Annotated in this window: 19 protein-coding genes and 2 pseudogenes; 14 read left to right on the forward strand and 7 right to left on the reverse strand. The window is 67.8% G+C overall.

Annotated features, from left to right (window positions below):
- Positions 1-474: 474 nt before the first annotated feature.
- Complete coding sequence (locus OHS59_RS43815) at positions 475-921, forward strand: hypothetical protein (protein ID WP_328498918.1); 447 nt, start codon at positions 475-477, stop codon at positions 919-921.
- Positions 922-1,045: 124 nt separating this feature from the next.
- Here OHS59_RS43815 and OHS59_RS43820 read toward each other — a convergent pair.
- Positions 1,046-1,171: pseudogene (locus OHS59_RS43820) on the reverse strand (GNAT family N-acetyltransferase); the annotation flags it as partial.
- 358 nt (positions 1,172-1,529) lie between these two features.
- Complete coding sequence (locus OHS59_RS43825; RefSeq protein WP_328498919.1) at positions 1,530-1,826, reverse strand: hypothetical protein; 297 nt, start codon at positions 1,824-1,826, stop codon at positions 1,530-1,532.
- Between the two features lie 46 nt (positions 1,827-1,872).
- Here OHS59_RS43825 and OHS59_RS43830 point away from each other — a divergent pair, with 46 nt between their 5' ends.
- The 3 genes and pseudogenes from OHS59_RS43830 to OHS59_RS43840 all read left to right on the forward strand — a co-directional run.
- Complete coding sequence (locus OHS59_RS43830) at positions 1,873-2,409, forward strand: dihydrofolate reductase family protein (RefSeq protein ID WP_328498920.1); 537 nt, start codon at positions 1,873-1,875, stop codon at positions 2,407-2,409.
- 100 nt (positions 2,410-2,509) lie between these two features.
- Positions 2,510-2,755 (forward strand): hypothetical protein, encoded by a 246-nt coding sequence (locus tag OHS59_RS43835; protein ID WP_328498921.1) that lies wholly within the window; start codon positions 2,510-2,512, stop codon positions 2,753-2,755.
- A gap of 66 nt (positions 2,756-2,821) precedes the next feature.
- Positions 2,822-3,072 (forward strand): annotated as a pseudogene (locus OHS59_RS43840) (phenylalanine--tRNA ligase subunit beta); the annotation flags it as partial.
- A gap of 82 nt (positions 3,073-3,154) precedes the next feature.
- Here the strand turns inward: OHS59_RS43840 and OHS59_RS43845 are convergent.
- The 4 genes from OHS59_RS43845 to OHS59_RS43860 form a co-directional block, all read right to left on the reverse strand.
- The gene (locus OHS59_RS43845; protein WP_328498922.1) at positions 3,155-3,847 is read right to left on the reverse strand and encodes a hypothetical protein; all 693 of its coding nucleotides are present in this window, start codon (positions 3,845-3,847) and stop codon (positions 3,155-3,157) included.
- Positions 3,848-4,833: 986 nt separating this feature from the next.
- Entirely contained in the window at positions 4,834-5,235 is a 402-nt protein-coding gene (locus OHS59_RS43850; protein ID WP_328498923.1) for a peptidase inhibitor family I36 protein, read from the reverse strand.
- Positions 5,236-6,300: 1,065 nt separating this feature from the next.
- Complete coding sequence (locus OHS59_RS43855; protein WP_328498924.1) at positions 6,301-6,954, reverse strand: HAD family hydrolase; 654 nt, start codon at positions 6,952-6,954, stop codon at positions 6,301-6,303.
- A gap of 304 nt (positions 6,955-7,258) precedes the next feature.
- Positions 7,259-8,107, reverse strand: coding sequence for a LysR family transcriptional regulator (locus OHS59_RS43860; protein ID WP_328498925.1), 849 nt, complete (start codon positions 8,105-8,107; stop codon positions 7,259-7,261).
- Between the two features lie 106 nt (positions 8,108-8,213).
- Between OHS59_RS43860 and OHS59_RS44690 the strand changes: the two genes are divergently transcribed.
- The 10 genes from OHS59_RS44690 (at position 8,214) to OHS59_RS43905 (ending at position 15,658) form a co-directional block, all read left to right on the forward strand.
- Entirely contained in the window at positions 8,214-8,630 is a 417-nt protein-coding gene (locus OHS59_RS44690) for an SDR family NAD(P)-dependent oxidoreductase (protein ID WP_443061602.1), read from the forward strand.
- A gap of 124 nt (positions 8,631-8,754) precedes the next feature.
- Positions 8,755-8,946, forward strand: a complete 192-nt coding sequence (locus OHS59_RS44695; protein WP_443061603.1) for a hypothetical protein — start codon at positions 8,755-8,757, stop codon at positions 8,944-8,946.
- A 68-nt stretch (positions 8,947-9,014) separates the two neighbouring features.
- The gene (locus OHS59_RS43870; RefSeq protein ID WP_328498926.1) at positions 9,015-9,728 is read left to right on the forward strand and encodes an NADPH-dependent F420 reductase; all 714 of its coding nucleotides are present in this window, start codon (positions 9,015-9,017) and stop codon (positions 9,726-9,728) included.
- 272 nt (positions 9,729-10,000) lie between these two features.
- Entirely contained in the window at positions 10,001-10,966 is a 966-nt protein-coding gene (locus tag OHS59_RS43875; RefSeq protein ID WP_328498927.1) for an alpha/beta hydrolase family protein, read from the forward strand.
- Between the two features lie 726 nt (positions 10,967-11,692).
- The gene (locus tag OHS59_RS43880; protein ID WP_328498928.1) at positions 11,693-12,250 is read left to right on the forward strand and encodes a TetR/AcrR family transcriptional regulator; all 558 of its coding nucleotides are present in this window, start codon (positions 11,693-11,695) and stop codon (positions 12,248-12,250) included.
- A gap of 15 nt (positions 12,251-12,265) precedes the next feature.
- Positions 12,266-13,171: a pyridoxamine 5'-phosphate oxidase family protein gene (locus tag OHS59_RS43885; protein WP_328498929.1), complete on the forward strand. Its 906-nt coding sequence runs from the start codon at positions 12,266-12,268 to the stop codon at positions 13,169-13,171.
- A gap of 180 nt (positions 13,172-13,351) precedes the next feature.
- On the forward strand, positions 13,352-14,035 hold the full coding sequence (locus tag OHS59_RS43890; protein WP_328498930.1) for a S1 family peptidase: 684 nt from the start codon (positions 13,352-13,354) through the stop codon (positions 14,033-14,035).
- Between the two features lie 282 nt (positions 14,036-14,317).
- Positions 14,318-14,803 (forward strand): TetR/AcrR family transcriptional regulator, encoded by a 486-nt coding sequence (locus OHS59_RS43895; protein WP_328498931.1) that lies wholly within the window; start codon positions 14,318-14,320, stop codon positions 14,801-14,803.
- 1 nt (position 14,804) lies between these two features.
- Positions 14,805-15,170, forward strand: a complete 366-nt coding sequence (locus OHS59_RS43900; RefSeq protein ID WP_328498932.1) for a hypothetical protein — start codon at positions 14,805-14,807, stop codon at positions 15,168-15,170.
- Positions 15,171-15,472: 302 nt separating this feature from the next.
- A complete protein-coding gene (locus tag OHS59_RS43905; protein ID WP_328498933.1) occupies positions 15,473-15,658 on the forward strand; it encodes a hypothetical protein in 186 nt (61 codons plus the stop codon).
- Positions 15,659-15,989: 331 nt separating this feature from the next.
- Here OHS59_RS43905 and OHS59_RS43910 read toward each other — a convergent pair whose 3' ends face one another.
- Complete coding sequence (locus tag OHS59_RS43910) at positions 15,990-17,096, reverse strand: 3-oxoacyl-[acyl-carrier-protein] synthase III C-terminal domain-containing protein (protein WP_328498934.1); 1,107 nt, start codon at positions 17,094-17,096, stop codon at positions 15,990-15,992.
- Positions 17,097-17,156 lie beyond the last annotated feature (60 nt).

The raw sequence follows: 17,156 nt of genomic DNA on the forward strand, positions 1-17,156 counted from the left end.
CGTCGCAGCGGGAGCCCGGAGCACCCCTCTACACCAGCCACCAGCCACTAGCCACCAGGGCGCCGCAGGGGACAGCCCTTTCCAGCCGCCCGCGACCACGCCGCCACCGAGCAGCTCTTCTCGCCCAATCCAGTGTCGCCTGGAACACGTTGCGCAACGGCTTCTACGCCCGCAGCCTGGGCTGGCCGCTGGGCCCTGGCAGCAGAGCGGCACCATCACTGCCCCGGCGGCGCCCCGAATGCCGCGGCCCTGACATCTGTCAGGGGCGCGGCATCCCTGGGGAGATCTACGGTTCGAGGCGCTGACCGGGGAGCGTGCGGCCGCTACGGCGTCTGGGGCGGGAGATGTGGGCGCTCCGGTCGGGTGACAGCAGCAGCCGTGGTGAGGGCATCTCGCCGTGGGGATGGCTGCATTGAGTGCGACTATGGAGGAGATCGAATGGGAATGAGCAGACTCAGACGGCGGACGGCTGCGATGGTCGTGACGATGATCGCCGCGGTCCTTGTTCCGCTGGCGGCGCAGGCACCAGCGCAGGCAGCACAGGCAGCCCCGAACGTCGCAACCGGAACGGCCGCATGGACTCCGGAGATCTACCCGCTGTTCTCAGGCGAGTGGGTAAAGCGGGATGTGTCGGGCGCCCAGCGGAACAGCGAGCTGCTCACGTGTTCCCTGGCATCTGGGATCGCCTGTGTCGCGGTTGGTCAGGGCGACGGCAAGCACAGCATCTTCCACCTGTTCAAGTGCGATGAGCGCTCGCTCTCGAACTTCGTCGACGCGCTCTCTGTTCGCAACAACCAGACGGGCGGAGCCCAGGTCCGTTTCTGGGGTCCCACGTACGCGTTCCACGCCCTCCCGGACGGCAACATCTACAACTTCCCGGACTACGCGACGTACGACTTCAATCGCCTCGATATCTGCTGAGGGCGCATCGACCCGGGCACTGTGGTCATGGTGTCCGGGTCGGAAGCTTTTGCAGTGCACACGTCCTGCACCGGGCCGCCTGCGCCGCTTTCACTTACGCCCGTCAAGGGTCACAAACAGGCGCTCACGCCAGGGGAAGTTCCGCGAGCACGACGGTGTGGAGCGGCGAATCCGAGAAGGGCTGACGGTCCCCGACGCCGCGGAACCCCCAGGTCTCGTACAGCGCCTGGACGCGGGGGTGCGCGACCTCCGCTGGGTCTCCAGCGGGGGCCGGTGACGTCGAGGCGGTCGGAGAACGGCCGACGCGTTCGCACGGCGCGGCCGCGCGGCCCCCGCTGCCCCGGTCCGCCGTGTGCGGTACGCCTGTTGGGGCCTCCCGGCGGTCATGACGCGGTCTCACTCTTGCGCCACGGTTGATGCCCGAGACCGAGGCAACCGACCGCATCCTGACTCGGTGCGCCCGTACGAGGATCTTTGTGACCGATCGCCGCATGCTGGGCGCAGGCCCCGAGGCTTCAGGGGCGGCCCTTGCCGAACGGGGGGCCGATTCAGGGCAAGGCAGTTGCCTTGACGGCCATGCCGCTGAGGTCGAGGAATGAGAAGTCGCCTCAACTGGCACGCTCATTGTGCTGGCGGCCGCTACAGCGATGATGGAGCGGGTAGTGCCGGACAAGATGCCGCAGTCCAGCGGGTGGTGCCTCCTGCTCCGGTGCGGCCTCAGAACATTCCGACGGTGCAGAGGGAACCTGAACCGAAGAATCGGCCGCCTTGCAGGAGCTTTGATTCTGGCCGCCATTCGACCACGACAGATCGGACACGGCCGGCATCAGCACGTCGGTGAACACCGCGGTGGCGCCGTTGGACAGGTCCAGGTCGTGGCTGTCGCCGGAGAAGACGTTGCTCACCGATCTATGATGCGATCCCGGCCCTCCACCTGTTTGGAGAAGACGCATGACGGATGCGAGCATCGGCAAGGTGGTCGTGAACAGGGTGATGTCCCTCGACGGGTACATCGCCGGCCCCGGCCACTCGATGGACTGGATCTTCGAGCACATGACGTCGGCGACATTCCCGGAGGTCATGGCGGCCACGGGCGCCATGCTCATCGGCCGGGGCACGTACGAGGTCGGCAAGCGTATGTCCGACGAGAACCCTGACTACGACGGCGGGGCGCAGTTCGTCCTCACGCACCGCCCGCCCGACGAGCCGGACCCCAACGTCACCTTCCTCACCTGCGACATCGAGGAAGCCGTGGCGACGGCACGCGTCGCCGCCGGTGACAAGAACCTGGAGATCCTCGGGGCCGACGTGGCCGCCCAGTGCCTGCAGCACGGCCTCGTCGACGAGATCCTGGTGTATGTGCTGCCGGTGCTGCTCGGAGACGGCGTCCGCTTCGCGCCGCCGGGCCTCGACCGGATCGACCTGGAACCGTTCAGCAACGTCCAGTCGGGCGGGGTCACCATGCTGCGCTTTTACGTGCGCAAGTAGGCAGGGCCGCGACTACTGGCATGCTGTCGTGGCCTCCGTACTGTGGGGCAAGCTCCCCGCTCCCGCTGAACATCAACTGGCCTGACGGTGACCGCAGTTCATGGCGGGCATCGGTCGGGCTGCCGACACGATCGACGCGTATGGGCGGACGGTCGCTCGGTCGGTCCAGGACCGCCTGCGGCTCTGCGCAGTTGAAGGCACAGATCCCGTACTGGCCGGTGCGGACACGGTTGCCGAACTGGTCCGGTGTGCGGGGGAGCGGGGCCGGCAGGTGGCCATCCTGGATGGCGGCCACGGTGAGGTCGGCCAGTTCTGTCCCGTCCGCGTCCGGGTGCGGCTCGCCTGACTCCTGCACGTGGCGCAGGCCCGCGACGAAGGGTGCGCCCCGGCGCGCGAAGGCGTCCATGAACGTGTGACGGGTGAGATCGTCCCGGCCGCTGAGGTCGAGGCGGTGCTGCGCGAACGCGGGTGAACTACTGGAGTCCTGCCGCCTGTTCGGCGTGTACGACAACGCCGATCAGCTCGGTGAGGGGTGCCGGTCGCCGGCGTACGCTGCGCTTCCTCGTCGGGGACCGGACGCGGTCCGTTGACGAGGCGTCCGCGGCCCGGGACGCGGCGGTGGCCCTCGTGGGTGAGCGGACGGGATGGGTGTTGGAGGGCTGACCGCCGCGTACCGGACCGTGAAAGGGGCCGGGTGCCTTCTCTTCCGGAAGGGGATCCGGCCGTTCGCGTATGGCGCCGGGGCTCAGGGAATGGTCATGACGGCCTTGTCACCCGGGGAGATCCGGCGCTCACGGGCTTCCTCCGACAACTGCGTCACGTAGGCGTAGAACGGGTTCTTGTGGGTGTACCCCTTCAGTCGCAGGTAGACGAGGAGGTCGAGCAGGACCGTGTCGTAGTGCGACAGCGACGTGACGAAGGCGTACTCGAAGCGCCAGGCCACGTGCGCGCGCAGGGCGACGTCCAGTTCCTTGTCGGCGAGGGCGCGCTTGTGGAGCGACGTCAGATTCGCCTCCACCACGGCTACTTGGTCTTTCAGCTGGCAGCCGGGCTCGTCCGAGTAGTCGAAGGTGGTATGCAGCCAGTGGGGCAGCGTCTGCGGGTCGGTGGGCTTCACATATTGTTCGTACGTGCTGACGTGCATGATCTCGTGCAGGAGCGCGGCGGTGCGCCAGGGGCTGTCGTCCGTGTACGCGCGGCCCGCGGAGAACGCCGGGTCGTAGGTGATCCTGGAGTTCTTGCCGACCGTGGTTTCGGCCGTCAGTCCGTCGTGCGTCTCGATGAACTGGATGTGGCCGAGCAACGCCGTGCACTCGTCGAGCAGTGCGGAGAAGTGCGGCTCTGTGGGCAGGTCCCCGGGGAGCTTGGCGCCCCCGGCAGCCGCGACGCGCTGGTCCAGTTCGGGGCGGCGCAGCCCTATTTCCGTATCGGATTCCATAGCGGCCCTCCCGGTCGTCTAGCGGGTCCCGTCATACGCGCATGCTGCTACCGGCCGAAGTGTCCGGCAATGCCCGCAACATGCATTCCTGGCCGCTGCGGCAGGTCCAGGGCGGACGGGCAGGCGACACGCCTACGAAACGGGACGGCGACCCCACCCGATCGAATGACGTGCTCCGGTTAACCGGGCCTTTCTGTACACGTCGTCGGCGGACTCGGACCGGTCCTTCGGGCCGGTCCGCGCTCTTCGGGCCTGACTGTGGGAACTCTCCTGGCCGGACCGCGGGTAGAGTTCCGTCGGGTGTCGCATAGGGCGGTGCAAGCGCCGAAGTCGACCTCAGCGAAGAGGGGTGCCACACGCCCGTCAGCGCACCGAGAGTGACTCAGGCGAGTTCTCGGACGTCGGCGGCGAGCTGGATGTCATCGTTAAGGCCGTCCTGGGCCGCAAGACCGACATGAAGGATCGTCCGGCTCGTCGACGACCTGCTGCACGCGCGGGTGGCTGTCGCCTCGGCATGACCCGGGGCTACGGCTGGATAAGTCGGCGAGGGCGTCGGTGAGCGTGAACTTGTGGTCGTCCTTCGTGTCGGTCCACCGTTCCGGCGTGGACGCAGCTGCGCGCAGCATGTCCGGGGCAGGCCGGCGGCCGCACGCTGTGTGTCTCAGCACGGGGGCCGTTTCGAGCTGGATTCGGGAAGTCGCCTTCTGGCCGAGTTCGCGATGATGGTTTGTATTGACGTCACTCAGGGGCTGGTGATGGGACGGTGGTTGTGCGTCTGCCGCTGAGGGCCGTATGGGGTGTCGCAGTCGAAGATCGATCTTTACGCGGCGATCCTCCGCGACCATCAAGAGGGCATGTCGCAGAGGGCATTGCGGCGCAAGCATGTATTGGCATAACTGTGACACCGAAGAGCGGAAGGCCGTGCCCCGCATCCGTACAAAGATGCGGGGCACGGCCTGATAGGCCCGGTACCCGGCAAGCGTGGGCTAACAGCCGTTGTAGCTAAGGACCTTGTAGCTCTCGGCCCTGTCGTTGGGTATCACTATCGGGACATCGAGGCGGGGACTGTAACACCTCAAGCGTTCCCCCGTGCCGCCATCACCGTCGTACAAGGCGATGGAGAAACGAGTTCCGTTCGAGAGGCTGCTGATCTCGTTGTCACCGTCCCAGCCGTCGATCTCCCCGACGGTGCCTATATTCGCCTCAGCGTCCATGTATATGTTGAGGTACATGTCTCCCTGATAGTACGTGTCCTCCCACATGCAGAGATGGCGCTCAGCGCACACGGTCGCCGCCGAAGACGCTGAGGCGGGCGCGGCTGTGCCGGCAGCCAGGCCGCCTACGAGGCTTGAGATGGCCGCAGCGGCAGCAAGAAGTTTCCTGGTCATCAGCTCTCCTGGCTCACACGGATGGCAATGCCTCCTGCACTGCCTGACCTAGATATAGCGAGCCGCGCGTTGTTCGCCTTCGAGCGGTTGGCACCGAACAAACAACTCCCGAAAAATGTGGCGACAGAGTCGAGGCATGACCCGGGTGTCCGCTGGGCGTGGGGTGGCGGTATGAACGCCTTACCAGCCGCAAACGGCGATGACGGCGTTCATACCGGCGACGTGGTCACCCTCCGCGACCGCTACCCAAGATCTGTGCCAGAACCTAAAATTCGCTGACTCTGATCTTGCCTGCTGCCGCGAAACGAATCCCCAAGTCACCTCGAAATGACTCCCCTCGAAAGCGACACAGCCAGCCGAAAGGGGGGCTGAGGCTTCTTCCTCTCTGGCCCCCATCGCCAGGCGCGTGTCGCGGTCTTGGCGGTATTCGGGTTCGGCCAGGGTACGAGTCGCCGTGCCGGAAGGTGATGTCGAGGAGATCCTGGTCGACGCTGTGTGCGCGGGCCAGGCCGACGGAAATCACTACGATGAGCAGTGAGGTCTTCTGGAATCTGGTGTAGGCGAGTTTGAGCGCGACGGGTGTGGCCCAGGGTTCTGGTGCGGACGGTCGGTGCCGGTGAACAGGGCTTCGATACGGTCGGAGGCCGCGGTCGGTCCGGACAGGAACAAGGTCGGCGTCTTGCCACCGGTGGGCGGCGGACCCATGACACCGCCGTCAATGACGGTTTGCCGCTTGGGGTGATCAGGGCCTCGATGCGCAGCATGCGTTCGGGGCTGATGGCACTGGCGTCGACGTACCAGCCGCCGAATCCGTGGGTAGCGACTTCCGGGGCGAGGCCGTCGGCTGCCACGGGCGGGCAGAGGCTGATCACCGTGTCGGCGCGGTCGAGGAGTTCGGGCAGGGTGCCGACCGGCTCCAGGCCGTATCGCCTCGCACGGGCGACGCTCGACGAGCTTTGGCAGGCCGGGCACCACAGCACCGCGGCGGCGTTGGGTGCGACGCAGGGGGCGACGGCGGCGCTCATGCTGCCGGGGTGGAGGATGCCGACGACGGGCTGCTGGGTATCAGGGCTGCTCCGCGGAGTGGGTGAGGAGGTAGTCGACGGCGTCGGTGACGTCGTCCACGGTGTGGTGGGGTGTGGTGAGTCCGTCGGGCCAGGGTCGGCCGCGTACCCAGATGGTGCGCAGGCCGGCGTTGTGGCCACCGGTGATGTCGGTGTGCGGGTTGTCTCCGGTCATCCAGTCGCCGGGGGTGAGTTGGGTGCCGCATCGTGCGGCGGCGAGTTCGAAGAGCCGAGGGTCGGGTTTGCGGACGTCGATGTCGCCGGAGGCGGCGATCCCGTCGATCAGGTCGGCGAGGCCGGCGGCGCGGATCTTGGCGCGCTGGATGTCGCTGGCTCCGTTGGTGGCGACGCCGATACTCCAGCCGGCCGTCTTGAGGTGGGTCAGGCTGGTGAGGACGGCGGGGCGGCAGGTGACGGCGGCTGCCATGCGGTCGACGTAGACGCGCCACAGATGGCCGGCAGACTCGTTGAGGTCGAAGGTGGCGGTGAGGCGGTCGAAGTCGCTGCGGTCGGCTCGGTCGGCGAGTTCGGTGAGCAGCCAGTGTTCGATGTCCGGGCCGTAGCCGTGGTCGTGGCTGAGGGTGGCTATGGCGTCCGCGAAGGCAGCCGTGCGATCGACCAGGGTGCCGTCCAGGTCGAAGAGGGCGAGGCGCATGCCGGCGACCCTATCCGGGTGGCCAACTGCACTGATCTTCCTTCGACAGGATCTCGTACCTGTAGACCCTTGGCAGGAAGGCTCTATGGCGGACTTCATGGCGGAGTGGCAGAGACGACAGGTGGCCGGTCCTCGCAGGCAAGGTAGGACGGCTGCCGAGCTCGGCCATTGGCCGGTGCCAGCCCAACGACTGCGTCACCAGCCAATACGACGATGGTGAGACGTACATCGTCCAGTATGGCCGCAAGGCCACCGCGGTCATAGTGGACAAGAAACGACGTGTCTCCTTGGGCGGTGGTCGAGCCTAGAGACAGAGGGCGGTCCGTACGAGGTCGGCGACGGCACGGATACGACTGTGCGGGGGCCAGGCGATCACCGTGGTGACCGCCGGTGCGTCCACGATCGGTACGGCGACCACGTCGTCACGCAGCTGCGATCGACAGGAATCCAGTACCGTCATCAACGTCCGGCCGAGGGAGACGAGCTGCAGGAGTTGCGTATGACTCTGCGCTTCGGGGCCGGGCCCGGCCGGGTAGGTTCCGTCAGGTCCGGGCCAGCGGGGTGCCGGTAGATCCGGCACATCGGTCAGGTCGTCAAGGCGCAGGTCCTTGCTGGTGGTGAGTACGTGCCCGGCCGGGAGGACCGCGATCTGCCCCTCGGTGAGGAGTGCTTCGGTGTCGAAGCCCGCGGTGTCGTCGAAGGGCTGGTGGAGGATCGCCACGTCCGCCCGGCCGTTGCGCAGAAGCCGTCCCTGTTCGCCGGGACCGCAGAGCACGACGTCGACGCGTACGGAACCTGGTTCGGCGGCGTAGGCGTGCAGCAGTTTCGCCAGTAGTTGGCTGGAGGCGCCGGTTTTGGTGGCCAAGACGATGCTTGGCTCACCGGCCGCGGCGAGGGCGGCGCGTCGGGTGCGGTGCTCCGCGGCCTCCACCGCATCCAGAGCCACGCGCCCTTCGTGCAGCAGGACGGTGCCGGCTTCGGTCAAGGTCACCGAACGGCTGGTGCGCTGAAGCAGCGCGGCGCCCAGTCGGCGTTCGAGCTGGCTGATGGCGCGCGACAGCGGCGGCTGGGCGATGCCCAGGCGCTGGGCCGCCCGGCCGAAGTGAAGTTCTTCGGCGACGGCGATGAAGTAGTGCAACTCCCGGGTCTCCACTCGATCAGGCTACTCGCGAGTCCTTCTTCATCGATACCTCTGCGGTATCGCTCAAGACCCATACGGTGTTGGACGCCGCACCCGTCCCGACCGCAGCATTCTTGACATGACCGCAAGCAAGACCGCTCTGGTGACCGGGGCGAACAAGGGCATCGGCTACCAGATCGCGGCCGAGCTGGGCACGCTGGGCCACAGCGTCGGAGCGGGTACCCGCGACCGGACGCGACGCGATGAGGCAGTCGCGGACTGCGCGCGGCGGGCGTCGACGCCTTCGGTGTCCCGCTGGACGTCACCGACGACCGCAGCGTCGCCGAGGGAGGGGGCCGAACTGATCGCCGAACGTGTCGGGCGCCTGGACGCCCTCGTCAACAATGCCGGATCACCGGCGGGTAGCCGCAGCAGCCGAGCACCGTCGACCCCGCCGTCATCCGCACGGTCGTGGAGGCCGACGTCATCGGCGTCCTCCGGGTCATCAACGCCGTGCTGGCGTTGCTGCGTTGTGCACCGTCACCGCGGATCGTGAACCTGTCCAGCAGCGTCGGTTCCTTGACCTCTCGGTCCGGACCGGGCAGCGATTCCACCACCGGTCCCGTCGTCGTGGCCTACGTCCCTCGAAGACTTTCCTGAACGCGGTAACCCTGCAGTACGTGCAGGAACTGGCCGAGACGAACATCCTCGTCAACTGCGCGTGCCCAGGGGTCGTGGCCACCGACCTCAACGGCTTCCGCGGTGTGCGCAGCCCCCGGGAAGGTGCCGCGACCGTGATCCGCTTGGCGACCCTGACCGACGGCGGTCCCTCCGGCGGGTTCTTCGAGGACGCGGGCGTCATCCCTTGGTGACGCCACCGAAGAACCGGACGGCAGTTCCTGGCTGAGCCCTGCGGATGCCGTGGCCGGTTGACTCCGACATGAGGTTCACCCCCGCGCGACCCACTTGCAGAAGGTCTTCATCGCTCATCCATCGCTCATCCGTCGTCGTGACACGTCGTCGTGCATCCCACCACCCCCACAGGAAGAAATTCATGAACATCGCTGTCCTCGGCACCGGCAAGGTCGGCACGGCACTCGGCACCCGGCTGTCCTCTGCCGGTCATCAGGTCGTCTACGGATCGCGCACGCGTGCCGGTGAGAAAAGAACCCTCACCCACCGTGAAGCCGTCGCCTCAGCCGACGTGGTTGTCACCGCACTTCCCGGCACCGAAGTCGTCACCACTCTGAAGGAGATCGGGGAAGACGTCCTCGGCGAGAAGGTGGTGCTGGACCCGTCGGCTGCGTTCACCCCGCAGATGACGATGGCCTACCCCGGTGACAGTGTGGCCCAGCAGATGCAGAAGCGGTTCCCACGGACGCGGGTGGTGAAGACGCTCAACACGATGAACTTCACCATCATGGTCGACCCGCTGGCCTCCCTCCCGCAGGCGACCGCCTTCGTCAGCGGGGATGACGTCGCGGCCAAGACCGTCGTCACCGACCTGCTCGCCGACCTGGGATGGCCCCGCGGTTCCATCCTCGACCTGGGCGGCGTCGAGACTGCCCTGGCCACCGAGCACGCCGCACCGTTGTTCTTCGCCACCGCCCGGTCCCTGGGAACCGCGCATTTCAACCTCTCCATCTCCCGGTGACAAGCGCGCCACGACATCGACCAACGGGTCGAGCACCAGCAGGAGCTGCTGGAGTCAGGGTTCGACCCCACCTCGACGGTCGACGACATCCCGCGCGGAGTGGACCTCACCGGCCACCACATCATGCTCGCTGCCGGACACACCGGATTCGGCGCCGTCGTACCGAAGGCATTGGCTGCCATCGGCGCCTCGGTCACCGCGGGCGGCCGCGATCCTCCGCGCGCCTCGGCTGCGGAACACGTCCACTTTCCAAACCAGTCAGGACCATCATCATGAATACTCCGTTCACCGAAACCGCCGGCCTGCCCGTCAACGCCGCCCAGCCCGTCGTCACCTACAGCCCGGTGACGTTCAGCGTGCCTGGCCGCCCGGTTCCGCTGGATATCAAGGTCTCCGCACCGGTCGGCGGGGAGAACCTGCCCGTCATCCTGTTCTCCCACGGCCATGGGGCATCGAACTTCCTCGCCTCTCTCAACGGCTACGGTCCGCTCGCCAACTTCTGGGCCGCTCACGGAGCCGTTGTCCTGCAGCCCAGTCACCTGGACTTCCCCGGCCTGGGGTTGCGCGACGACGTGTCGGCCGGAGCCCCGCTGTTCTGGCGTGCGCGGGTGGAAGACATGCACTTCATCCTCGACCACCTTGAGGACATCGAATCGATCGTGCCGGGACTTCGTGGCCGGGTGGATCGGACGAAGATCGCAGCGGTGGGGCATTCGATGGGAGGCCACACCGTCGGGATGCTCTCCGGCATGACCGTGACCGACCCTCACGACGGCACCGTCTTCGACCTGCGCGACGAGCGGATCACAGCCAGTGTCATCATGGCCGGCCCGGGCGCGGGTGAGGATCTCGCGGCGCCGGCCGCGGAACGCTTCCCCGAGCTGGCCGGGACGACCTTTTCGCAGATGACCAAGCAGTCTCTCGTGGTCGTCGGCGAGAACGACCACAACCCGGTGTTCAGCGAGCGGAAGACATGGCGCGCCGACGCCTACTGGCGGAGTCCGGGCCAGAACAAGACGCTGCTCACCCTCTTCGAAGCCGAGCACATACTCGGTGGCGTCTCGGGATACGACGCCGCCGAAACCACCGACGAGAACCCCGAACGCGTAGCCGCGCTGCGGGCACTCGTCTGGGCCTACCTCCGCAGTGCGATGGACCCGAGCGATCCCGCCTGGACCGATGCCTGCGCAGCCCTGGCCGCCCAGCCCACCCCATGGGGCCGCGTCGAAGCGAGGTAGCCGCGGTGAACTGAATTCGGAAGTGCGGGCCGGGTTGTCGGCGTACTCGCGGAAAGCGGCTCTGGCAAGTTCCGTGAAGCTGGAAAGTGCCACCTTGCCCAGTACGCCGACGGGGCGCAGGGACGGTGTCCCACCTGCGGGGCGCCAGTCTCCGTGCGCAAGCGTACGCAGTCGGCGTACTGCGCACCGAAGTGCCGTACGGGCATGGCGGATGTGCCCTGGGCCGCTGCAGGGGCTGTGGCGGCACATGGCCGACGCGGTCTCGGGGTGGTGGTGCCAGAACTGGTGTCCTGGCACCACCGGCTGACGTGGGCGCTGGGCCGGTCGGTGACGACGTCGTCCACGTGCCGCTATCCGCAGACGTGGCAGAAGTCCTGTTGGCCGGCGTGTGAACTGTCGGCCGGCACGACGGTGCGGTGAGCTCGGTTGGCTTCGGTGAGTGCCGCCTGCCGTTGGCCGGTTGTGGCCAGGGTGTCGGCGTGGACGATCCGGAACAGGGCTTCGGTCGGGGTGCCGACCTTGAACTTGGCACGGTTCAGACCGGTTTCGGCGAGTCCTAGCCGTGAATGCCAAGGCCCTTCAGGAAGGTGAGGCGGGGGCTATCCCTGCTGAGAACTGTCGCCAGCCGAGGCTGAGGACGAAAGCAGCTGTCCCAAACGATCGCCCGCTACGGCCGTGTGGAACGCCGCCACTTGTTTTTTACCGAACGTTCGGTAAAGTAACAGCATGGGACGGACGGCGAGTGTCGACGATGAAGTGATCCATGCCCGGCTCGCCGAGGTCTTCCGGGCCAACGGGTACGCCGGAGCATCACTGTCCGACCTGTCGCGGGCAACAGGGCTGCAACGCGCGAGCCTCTACCACCGCTTCCCGGACGGGAAGCCGGCCATGGCGGCCGCCGTCCTCACGAGCATGGAGTCCCATTTCGGCGAGATCTTCGAGCTGCTCGCTTCGGAACCGGACGTCGCCGAAGGCGTTGCCGAGATGGCACGGCGGATGGCACTCGTCTACAGGGACGGCCGGATGGCCTGCGTCCTCGACACGATGACACTGATCGGGGCGCCGCAGGACATCAGGGCCCACGCCGCCCGGCTCGCCCGAGCGTGGCTCCAGGCCATGGCCGGCGCCGCCGTCCGGGCCGGTGCGGCCGAACAGGACGCGCAGCGCCGGGCGCGTGCCGCCCTCATCCGTATCGAGGGTGCTCTGGTGGTGGCGCGCGTCCTGGACGACCCTTCCGTTTTCGAGCAGGTCCTGGGTGAGCTGCCCGACCTGCTCGCACGCTGATCAAGGAGGCATCTCATGGCAGTGCGCGCAGAACACGCTGGTGAGCAGGCGGTCCAGCAAAGGGCTCAGGAGGGTGGCCCCGGATGGGGATCGCCGATGTTCGGCCCGGAGATCCCGCACGGATTCCACCCCTTCATCCGCGCCCAGCAGATGCTGATCGTCGCGGCCGCCGACGACACCGGCGCCGTCTGGTCGTCGATCGTGACGGGACATCCCGGTTTCGCCCGGCCGGTGGACGACCGAACCCTCGACATCCGCGCGCTGCCCGCCCCCGGTGATCCGCTCCACCATGCCTTTGACGCGGAACGTGCCGTCGGCGTGCTCGCCCTGCATCCGCAGACCCAGCGCCGTATCCGCGCGAACGGCGTGGCCGGACGCCATGGCGCCGGCCTGCGCATGACCACCGGGCAAGTGTTCGGCAACTGCCCGAAATACCTGCAGAAGCGCGTCATCACCGAGTCCGCCGATGCCACGCCGCCCGGGGAAGCCCGCACCGGCAAGGAACTCAGCGACGTCCAGCGGCGCTGGATCGAGCAGGCGGACACCTTCTTCATCGCCAGCCACACCGCCGAGCACGGCGCCGACGCGTCACACCGCGGCGGCATGCCGGGCTTCGTCACCGTCGCGGGATCCCGCACATTGCGCTGGCCCGACTACACCGGCAACCAGTTCTACATGACGCTGGGCAATCTGCACCTCGACCCCGCGTGCGGCCTGCTGTTTCTCGACTGGGAGCGTGGCCACACCCTGCAACTCACCGGCACCGGCAGGATCGACTGGGACCCCCGCAGTGCCGCCGCGTACTCAGGGGCGCTGCGCGTGGTCGAGTTCGACATCGACAGCGTGGTGCAGGTCGACCACGCCAGCCCGCTGCGATGGGAACTCCAGGACTACTCCCGGTTCAACCCGCCTGTCGCCTGACCGGTCGACGCGAAGAGCAGCCCCGCGTGTGGATCAGTGGTCCGTTCCGCGCTGCGGAAGTCGTTCCGGTACGAGGCGTGTTGCCTGCCGCCGTGGCGCAAGGTCTGTCGCCGCGCCCGTCGTACCTTCACCATGAGGGAACTGCTCGGTACCGGACCACCGATGACCCTGGGAGGGGCCGTGAGACGTCTGCACACCTGCCTGGCGATGCTGACCACAGCCGTGATGGCTGTGGTCACCCTGCTCTTCGGCACCGTTCCGTCCGCCACCGCCCTGCAAGTGACGACCATCCGGGGCGGCACCATGCTCTACGCGGCCACCGGCGCGCAATGTGTCATCGGCTTCAACGCGAGGAGCAACGGCGTCTTCTACGGCGTGATGGTCGGCCACTGCTCAGGCACCCACACCACGACCTGGTACGCCGACGCGGCCCGCACCGTGCAGGTAGGGGTCACCGCCGGCGCGTCCTTCCCCATCGACGACTACGGGGTGGTCCGCTACACGTCCGCCACACTGAACCTGCCCGGTGACATCGCGCTCGGCGGGGGCGTCTACCAGGACATCACCGGGGTGGCGAGCCCGGCGGTCGGGCAGTCGCTCTGCCACGTCGGTCGTACCAGCGGTGTCCACTGCGGGAGGGTGACCGCGGTGAACGCCACGGTCAACTACTCCGAGGGCACTGTCTACGGCCTGGTCCGGTCCACCACATGTGCGGAGGCCGGCGACACGGGGGCCCCGGCGTACTCCGGCACCCTGGCCGTCGGCTTCCTGGTCGGATCCAGCGGCAACTGCACCTCCGGCGGGATCTCCTACCACCAGCCCGTCGCGGAGGTCGTGTCGCACTTCGGCCTCACCGTGTACTGAGGATCGGTCCGCACTCGTCAAGGGCCTGCCGTTCGAGAGGACACAAGCCCATCGGTGTGCGGGGCGTCCCCTGGGCTCGCCATGGCGCGCGGGCACGTACCTGGGCGCGCACGGAGTCCTGATGGCTGCGACTGCCGCCCGTCTCCAACTGCCGCTTCGAGCAACCGGGCTGACGCCCCATCGGCTCTGTCCACCCTCGAAGGATCGACTTCGCCACGTCGGCCCGAATAAAAGAACGGTCGTTCTTGACTGATCGTTCTCTTATTGCGTACGGTTACGGGCATGGGACGACCACGCGCCTTCGACACGGATCAGGCTGTCACCGCCGCAGCCGTTGTCTTCGCTGCCCACGGCTACGAGGGCACTTCGGTGGACGACCTGGTCACGGCCACCGGTGTCCACCGGGGCAGCCTGTACAAGGTCTTCGGCTCCAAACGTGGCCTGCATCTGACCGTTCTCCGCAGCCACCTCGACCACGAGATCCATCCCACCGCTGCCGCCATCGCCAGCCTCACCGACCCTCAGCAGGCACTCGCGGCAGCCATCGCCTCGTACGACAACGGCCCGGCCGCCGGGCTTCTCCTCCTCGCCGCAGCGGAACGTGCCCCCCACGATCCGGACGTCGCTGTGCTGGTCACGGAAGGCATCTGCGCGCTTGAGGACGCCCTGCGCCCTACACACGGCGACGCGGCCCCCCGCCTCGCCTCCACCGTCCTCGGCACCCGCCTGCGCCTGCGCGCCCAGCCGAACACCACGAAGGAGCACTGACATGGCTCGCATCACCATCGACCGTGAACAGGCGACGCTGACTGCCGAATTCCAGGGCCTCGACAAGCTCTGGACCCTCAAGAGCAGCCTGGAGATCCCTCTCGCCCACGTACGCGGCGCCACGCACGACCCAGGCATAGCCCGCGGGTGGATGGGCCTCCGCTTCGCAGGCACCCATGTCCCAGGCGTCATCACCGCCGGTCACTTCCGTCACGACGGCGAACACCTCTTCTGGTACGTGAAGAACCCGGAGAAGGCAGTGGTCATCCAACTCGTCGATGCCAACACCTACGACCGCCTCGTCATCGAGGTCGACGACCCCCGCGCCACGGTTGCGCTCATCGAGCGGTCCATCCCCCGCGACTGAAGCACGACCTCCGGCGTGCACGCCCTTCCGGCCGCGCGCCTGCGATCCGAGACTCCGGGCACCGGCAATGAGCTGTGAGCAAAGGGCCCGTGAGGAACTCGCCGCGCGGGTAGGCCGTCAGACGGGGAACGACGTCGGACTGCCCCCCACCCTCTCGCAGCAGACGCAGCAGACGCAGCAGACGCAGCAGACGCAGCAGGTCAGCACACGGGAGAGACGGCCCTTCGCCTGCCCTGCCCTCGGACCGGTAGGACGAGTACACGTATCGTTGGGCACTCGTCCGAGTGAAGGCAGAGCGCACCATGTTTCAGGAGACCCCGATCTACAGTCGGCTCGTTGCCGAGCGCGGGGACATCCCCCAGCAGGTACGCGGGGAGGCCGAGCGCGTACGCCGTGATCTGGAGCAGATCATGCGTTCCCCTTCCCCTTCCGGGCTGCTCACCCCGTCGAACCTGCCCGGCCGCATCACCTCGTCCACGGGCCGGTGACCACCGGTGGGCGGGCCGGTTTTCGGGCCCGCCCACCGGCGGTGCGTTCGGTTCGAGGAAACGCGGGAAGTGGCGTCCAGCGTCGGCCAAGTGCCTCGCGCGGGTGGACCCGCGCGCCTCGTGTCGGGACTCAAGTCTTGTGCTGCATCGAACTGCGCGCAGCGTTGCCCTGTTCGTCGGCCTTGGCGCGCACGCCGTCCGCGACGCGCTGACCGATGTTCTTGTCGATGGTCGACCAGTACGCGAAAGGGCGTTGGCGGCTGTGCCACAGCGCGGTGCGACGAGTTCCTGTCCGATCCGTCAGGTCGTGTCTCGCCGGCCATGCATGATCTCAGGCCCGTGGCGCGGGCACCTGGACCGGCGTGATGAGCGCCCCGCGCTCGGGGCCGGAACCGACGACGGAGAAACAGACCTCGTCGGATCGCTCGATGGTTCCGGCGACGAGGTCGGCGTGCAGCAGGGCGATGGTGGAGGCCGCCGCGGTGTTGCCGACGGTGTGCACGTTCGAGGGCGCCCGCTCGGCGGGCAGGCCCATCTCCTCGCGGAAGGCGTCGACCAGCCGGGGGTTGGCCTGATGGGTGTAGAGCCTGGTCACCTCTTTGAGGTAGCCGGGACGGACCTCTTCCAGGGCCTCGTGGTTGAGGGTCATGCCCCTGCTGTAGTAGCGCTGGATCTCGGGTGAGTTCATGCCGTAGCCAGACAGCTCACAGGAGCCGGGGGAGCCCGCGGGGTGCCGGCTGCCGCCGCCCGGGAAGTGGATCAGGGGATCGGTGAGCCCCGGCTCGTCGCCGAACGACTGGCTGTCGCGCGAGTAGAGCACCATTCCTTCGGCGTCCACGTTCCGACGCAGGACCAGGGCGCCGACGCCGTCCGAGAAGAGGGCAGACGACGCCCAGAGGCTCTTGCCGTACGGGTGCAGGGTGTTGTCGGCGTAATGGGGGAGCAGGGAGCCGTCGGCTGCGGTGCTGACCCGGCTGGCGACGTTGTAGGCGATGACCAGGGCCCGTTCTGTGCGGGTGGACGACACGACGGCCGCCGCCCGTGCCAAGCCCGCACAGCCCGCGCCGAGTTGGACGGGCGGGACATGGTCCGCGATTCCCAGGATGCGCAGCACCGCGAAGGCGTCCTGGTCGAGCATGACCTGGTACGGAGTACATGTCACGAGGACGACCGCGGTCACCTCCTCAGGGGCCAGACGGGCACTCTCCAGCGCGCCGCGGGCCACCCGCGCGACAGTTTCCGGATCGGCGAACCGCTCTGGATCCCAGGCTTTGGACTCCACGGCCAGCAACCGAGTGACGGTGGCCCCGGTGAGGTGCGCCCCGGGCCTGCGCCGGTCGGGGACGCGTGCCCGCCGGGCCCAGGACTCCATGTCGATCACGGTGCCGAGTTCGGCGCAGGCGCCGCCGATCTCGTAGGGGAAGGGGCGGGCACGCAACTCGGGAACCTCCGTACGGGGTCTGCCGCTCGCGTGGCAGCGAGCGCGCAGGGGACTTGC

The sequence above is a fragment of the Streptomyces sp. NBC_00414 genome, from assembly GCF_036038375.1.
Taxonomy (GTDB): Bacteria; Actinomycetota; Actinomycetes; order Streptomycetales; family Streptomycetaceae; genus Streptomyces.

Excerpts from the sequence above, each read along its gene's own strand:
- OHS59_RS43880 (WP_328498928.1), top strand. The coding sequence starts at position 11,693 with ATGGGACGGACGGCGAGTGTCGACGATGAAGTGATCCATGCCCGGCTC.
- OHS59_RS43835 (WP_328498921.1), top strand. The coding sequence starts at position 2,510 with ATGGCGGGCATCGGTCGGGCTGCCGACACGATCGACGCGTATGGGCGG.
- OHS59_RS43815 (WP_328498918.1), top strand. The coding sequence starts at position 475 with ATGGTCGTGACGATGATCGCCGCGGTCCTTGTTCCGCTGGCGGCGCAG.
- OHS59_RS43855 (WP_328498924.1), bottom strand. The coding sequence starts at position 6,954 with ATGCGCCTCGCCCTCTTCGACCTGGACGGCACCCTGGTCGATCGCACG.
- OHS59_RS43845 (WP_328498922.1), bottom strand. The coding sequence starts at position 3,847 with ATGGAATCCGATACGGAAATAGGGCTGCGCCGCCCCGAACTGGACCAG.
- OHS59_RS43850 (WP_328498923.1), bottom strand. The coding sequence starts at position 5,235 with ATGACCAGGAAACTTCTTGCTGCCGCTGCGGCCATCTCAAGCCTCGTA.
- OHS59_RS43830 (WP_328498920.1), top strand. The coding sequence starts at position 1,873 with ATGACGGATGCGAGCATCGGCAAGGTGGTCGTGAACAGGGTGATGTCC.
- OHS59_RS43875 (WP_328498927.1), top strand. The coding sequence starts at position 10,001 with ATGAATACTCCGTTCACCGAAACCGCCGGCCTGCCCGTCAACGCCGCC.
- OHS59_RS43905 (WP_328498933.1), top strand. The coding sequence starts at position 15,473 with ATGTTTCAGGAGACCCCGATCTACAGTCGGCTCGTTGCCGAGCGCGGG.
- OHS59_RS44690 (WP_443061602.1), top strand. The coding sequence starts at position 8,214 with ATGACCGCAAGCAAGACCGCTCTGGTGACCGGGGCGAACAAGGGCATC.
- OHS59_RS43885 (WP_328498929.1), top strand. The coding sequence starts at position 12,266 with ATGGCAGTGCGCGCAGAACACGCTGGTGAGCAGGCGGTCCAGCAAAGG.
- OHS59_RS43900 (WP_328498932.1), top strand. The coding sequence starts at position 14,805 with ATGGCTCGCATCACCATCGACCGTGAACAGGCGACGCTGACTGCCGAA.
- OHS59_RS43870 (WP_328498926.1), top strand. The coding sequence starts at position 9,015 with ATGAGGTTCACCCCCGCGCGACCCACTTGCAGAAGGTCTTCATCGCTC.
- OHS59_RS43895 (WP_328498931.1), top strand. The coding sequence starts at position 14,318 with ATGGGACGACCACGCGCCTTCGACACGGATCAGGCTGTCACCGCCGCA.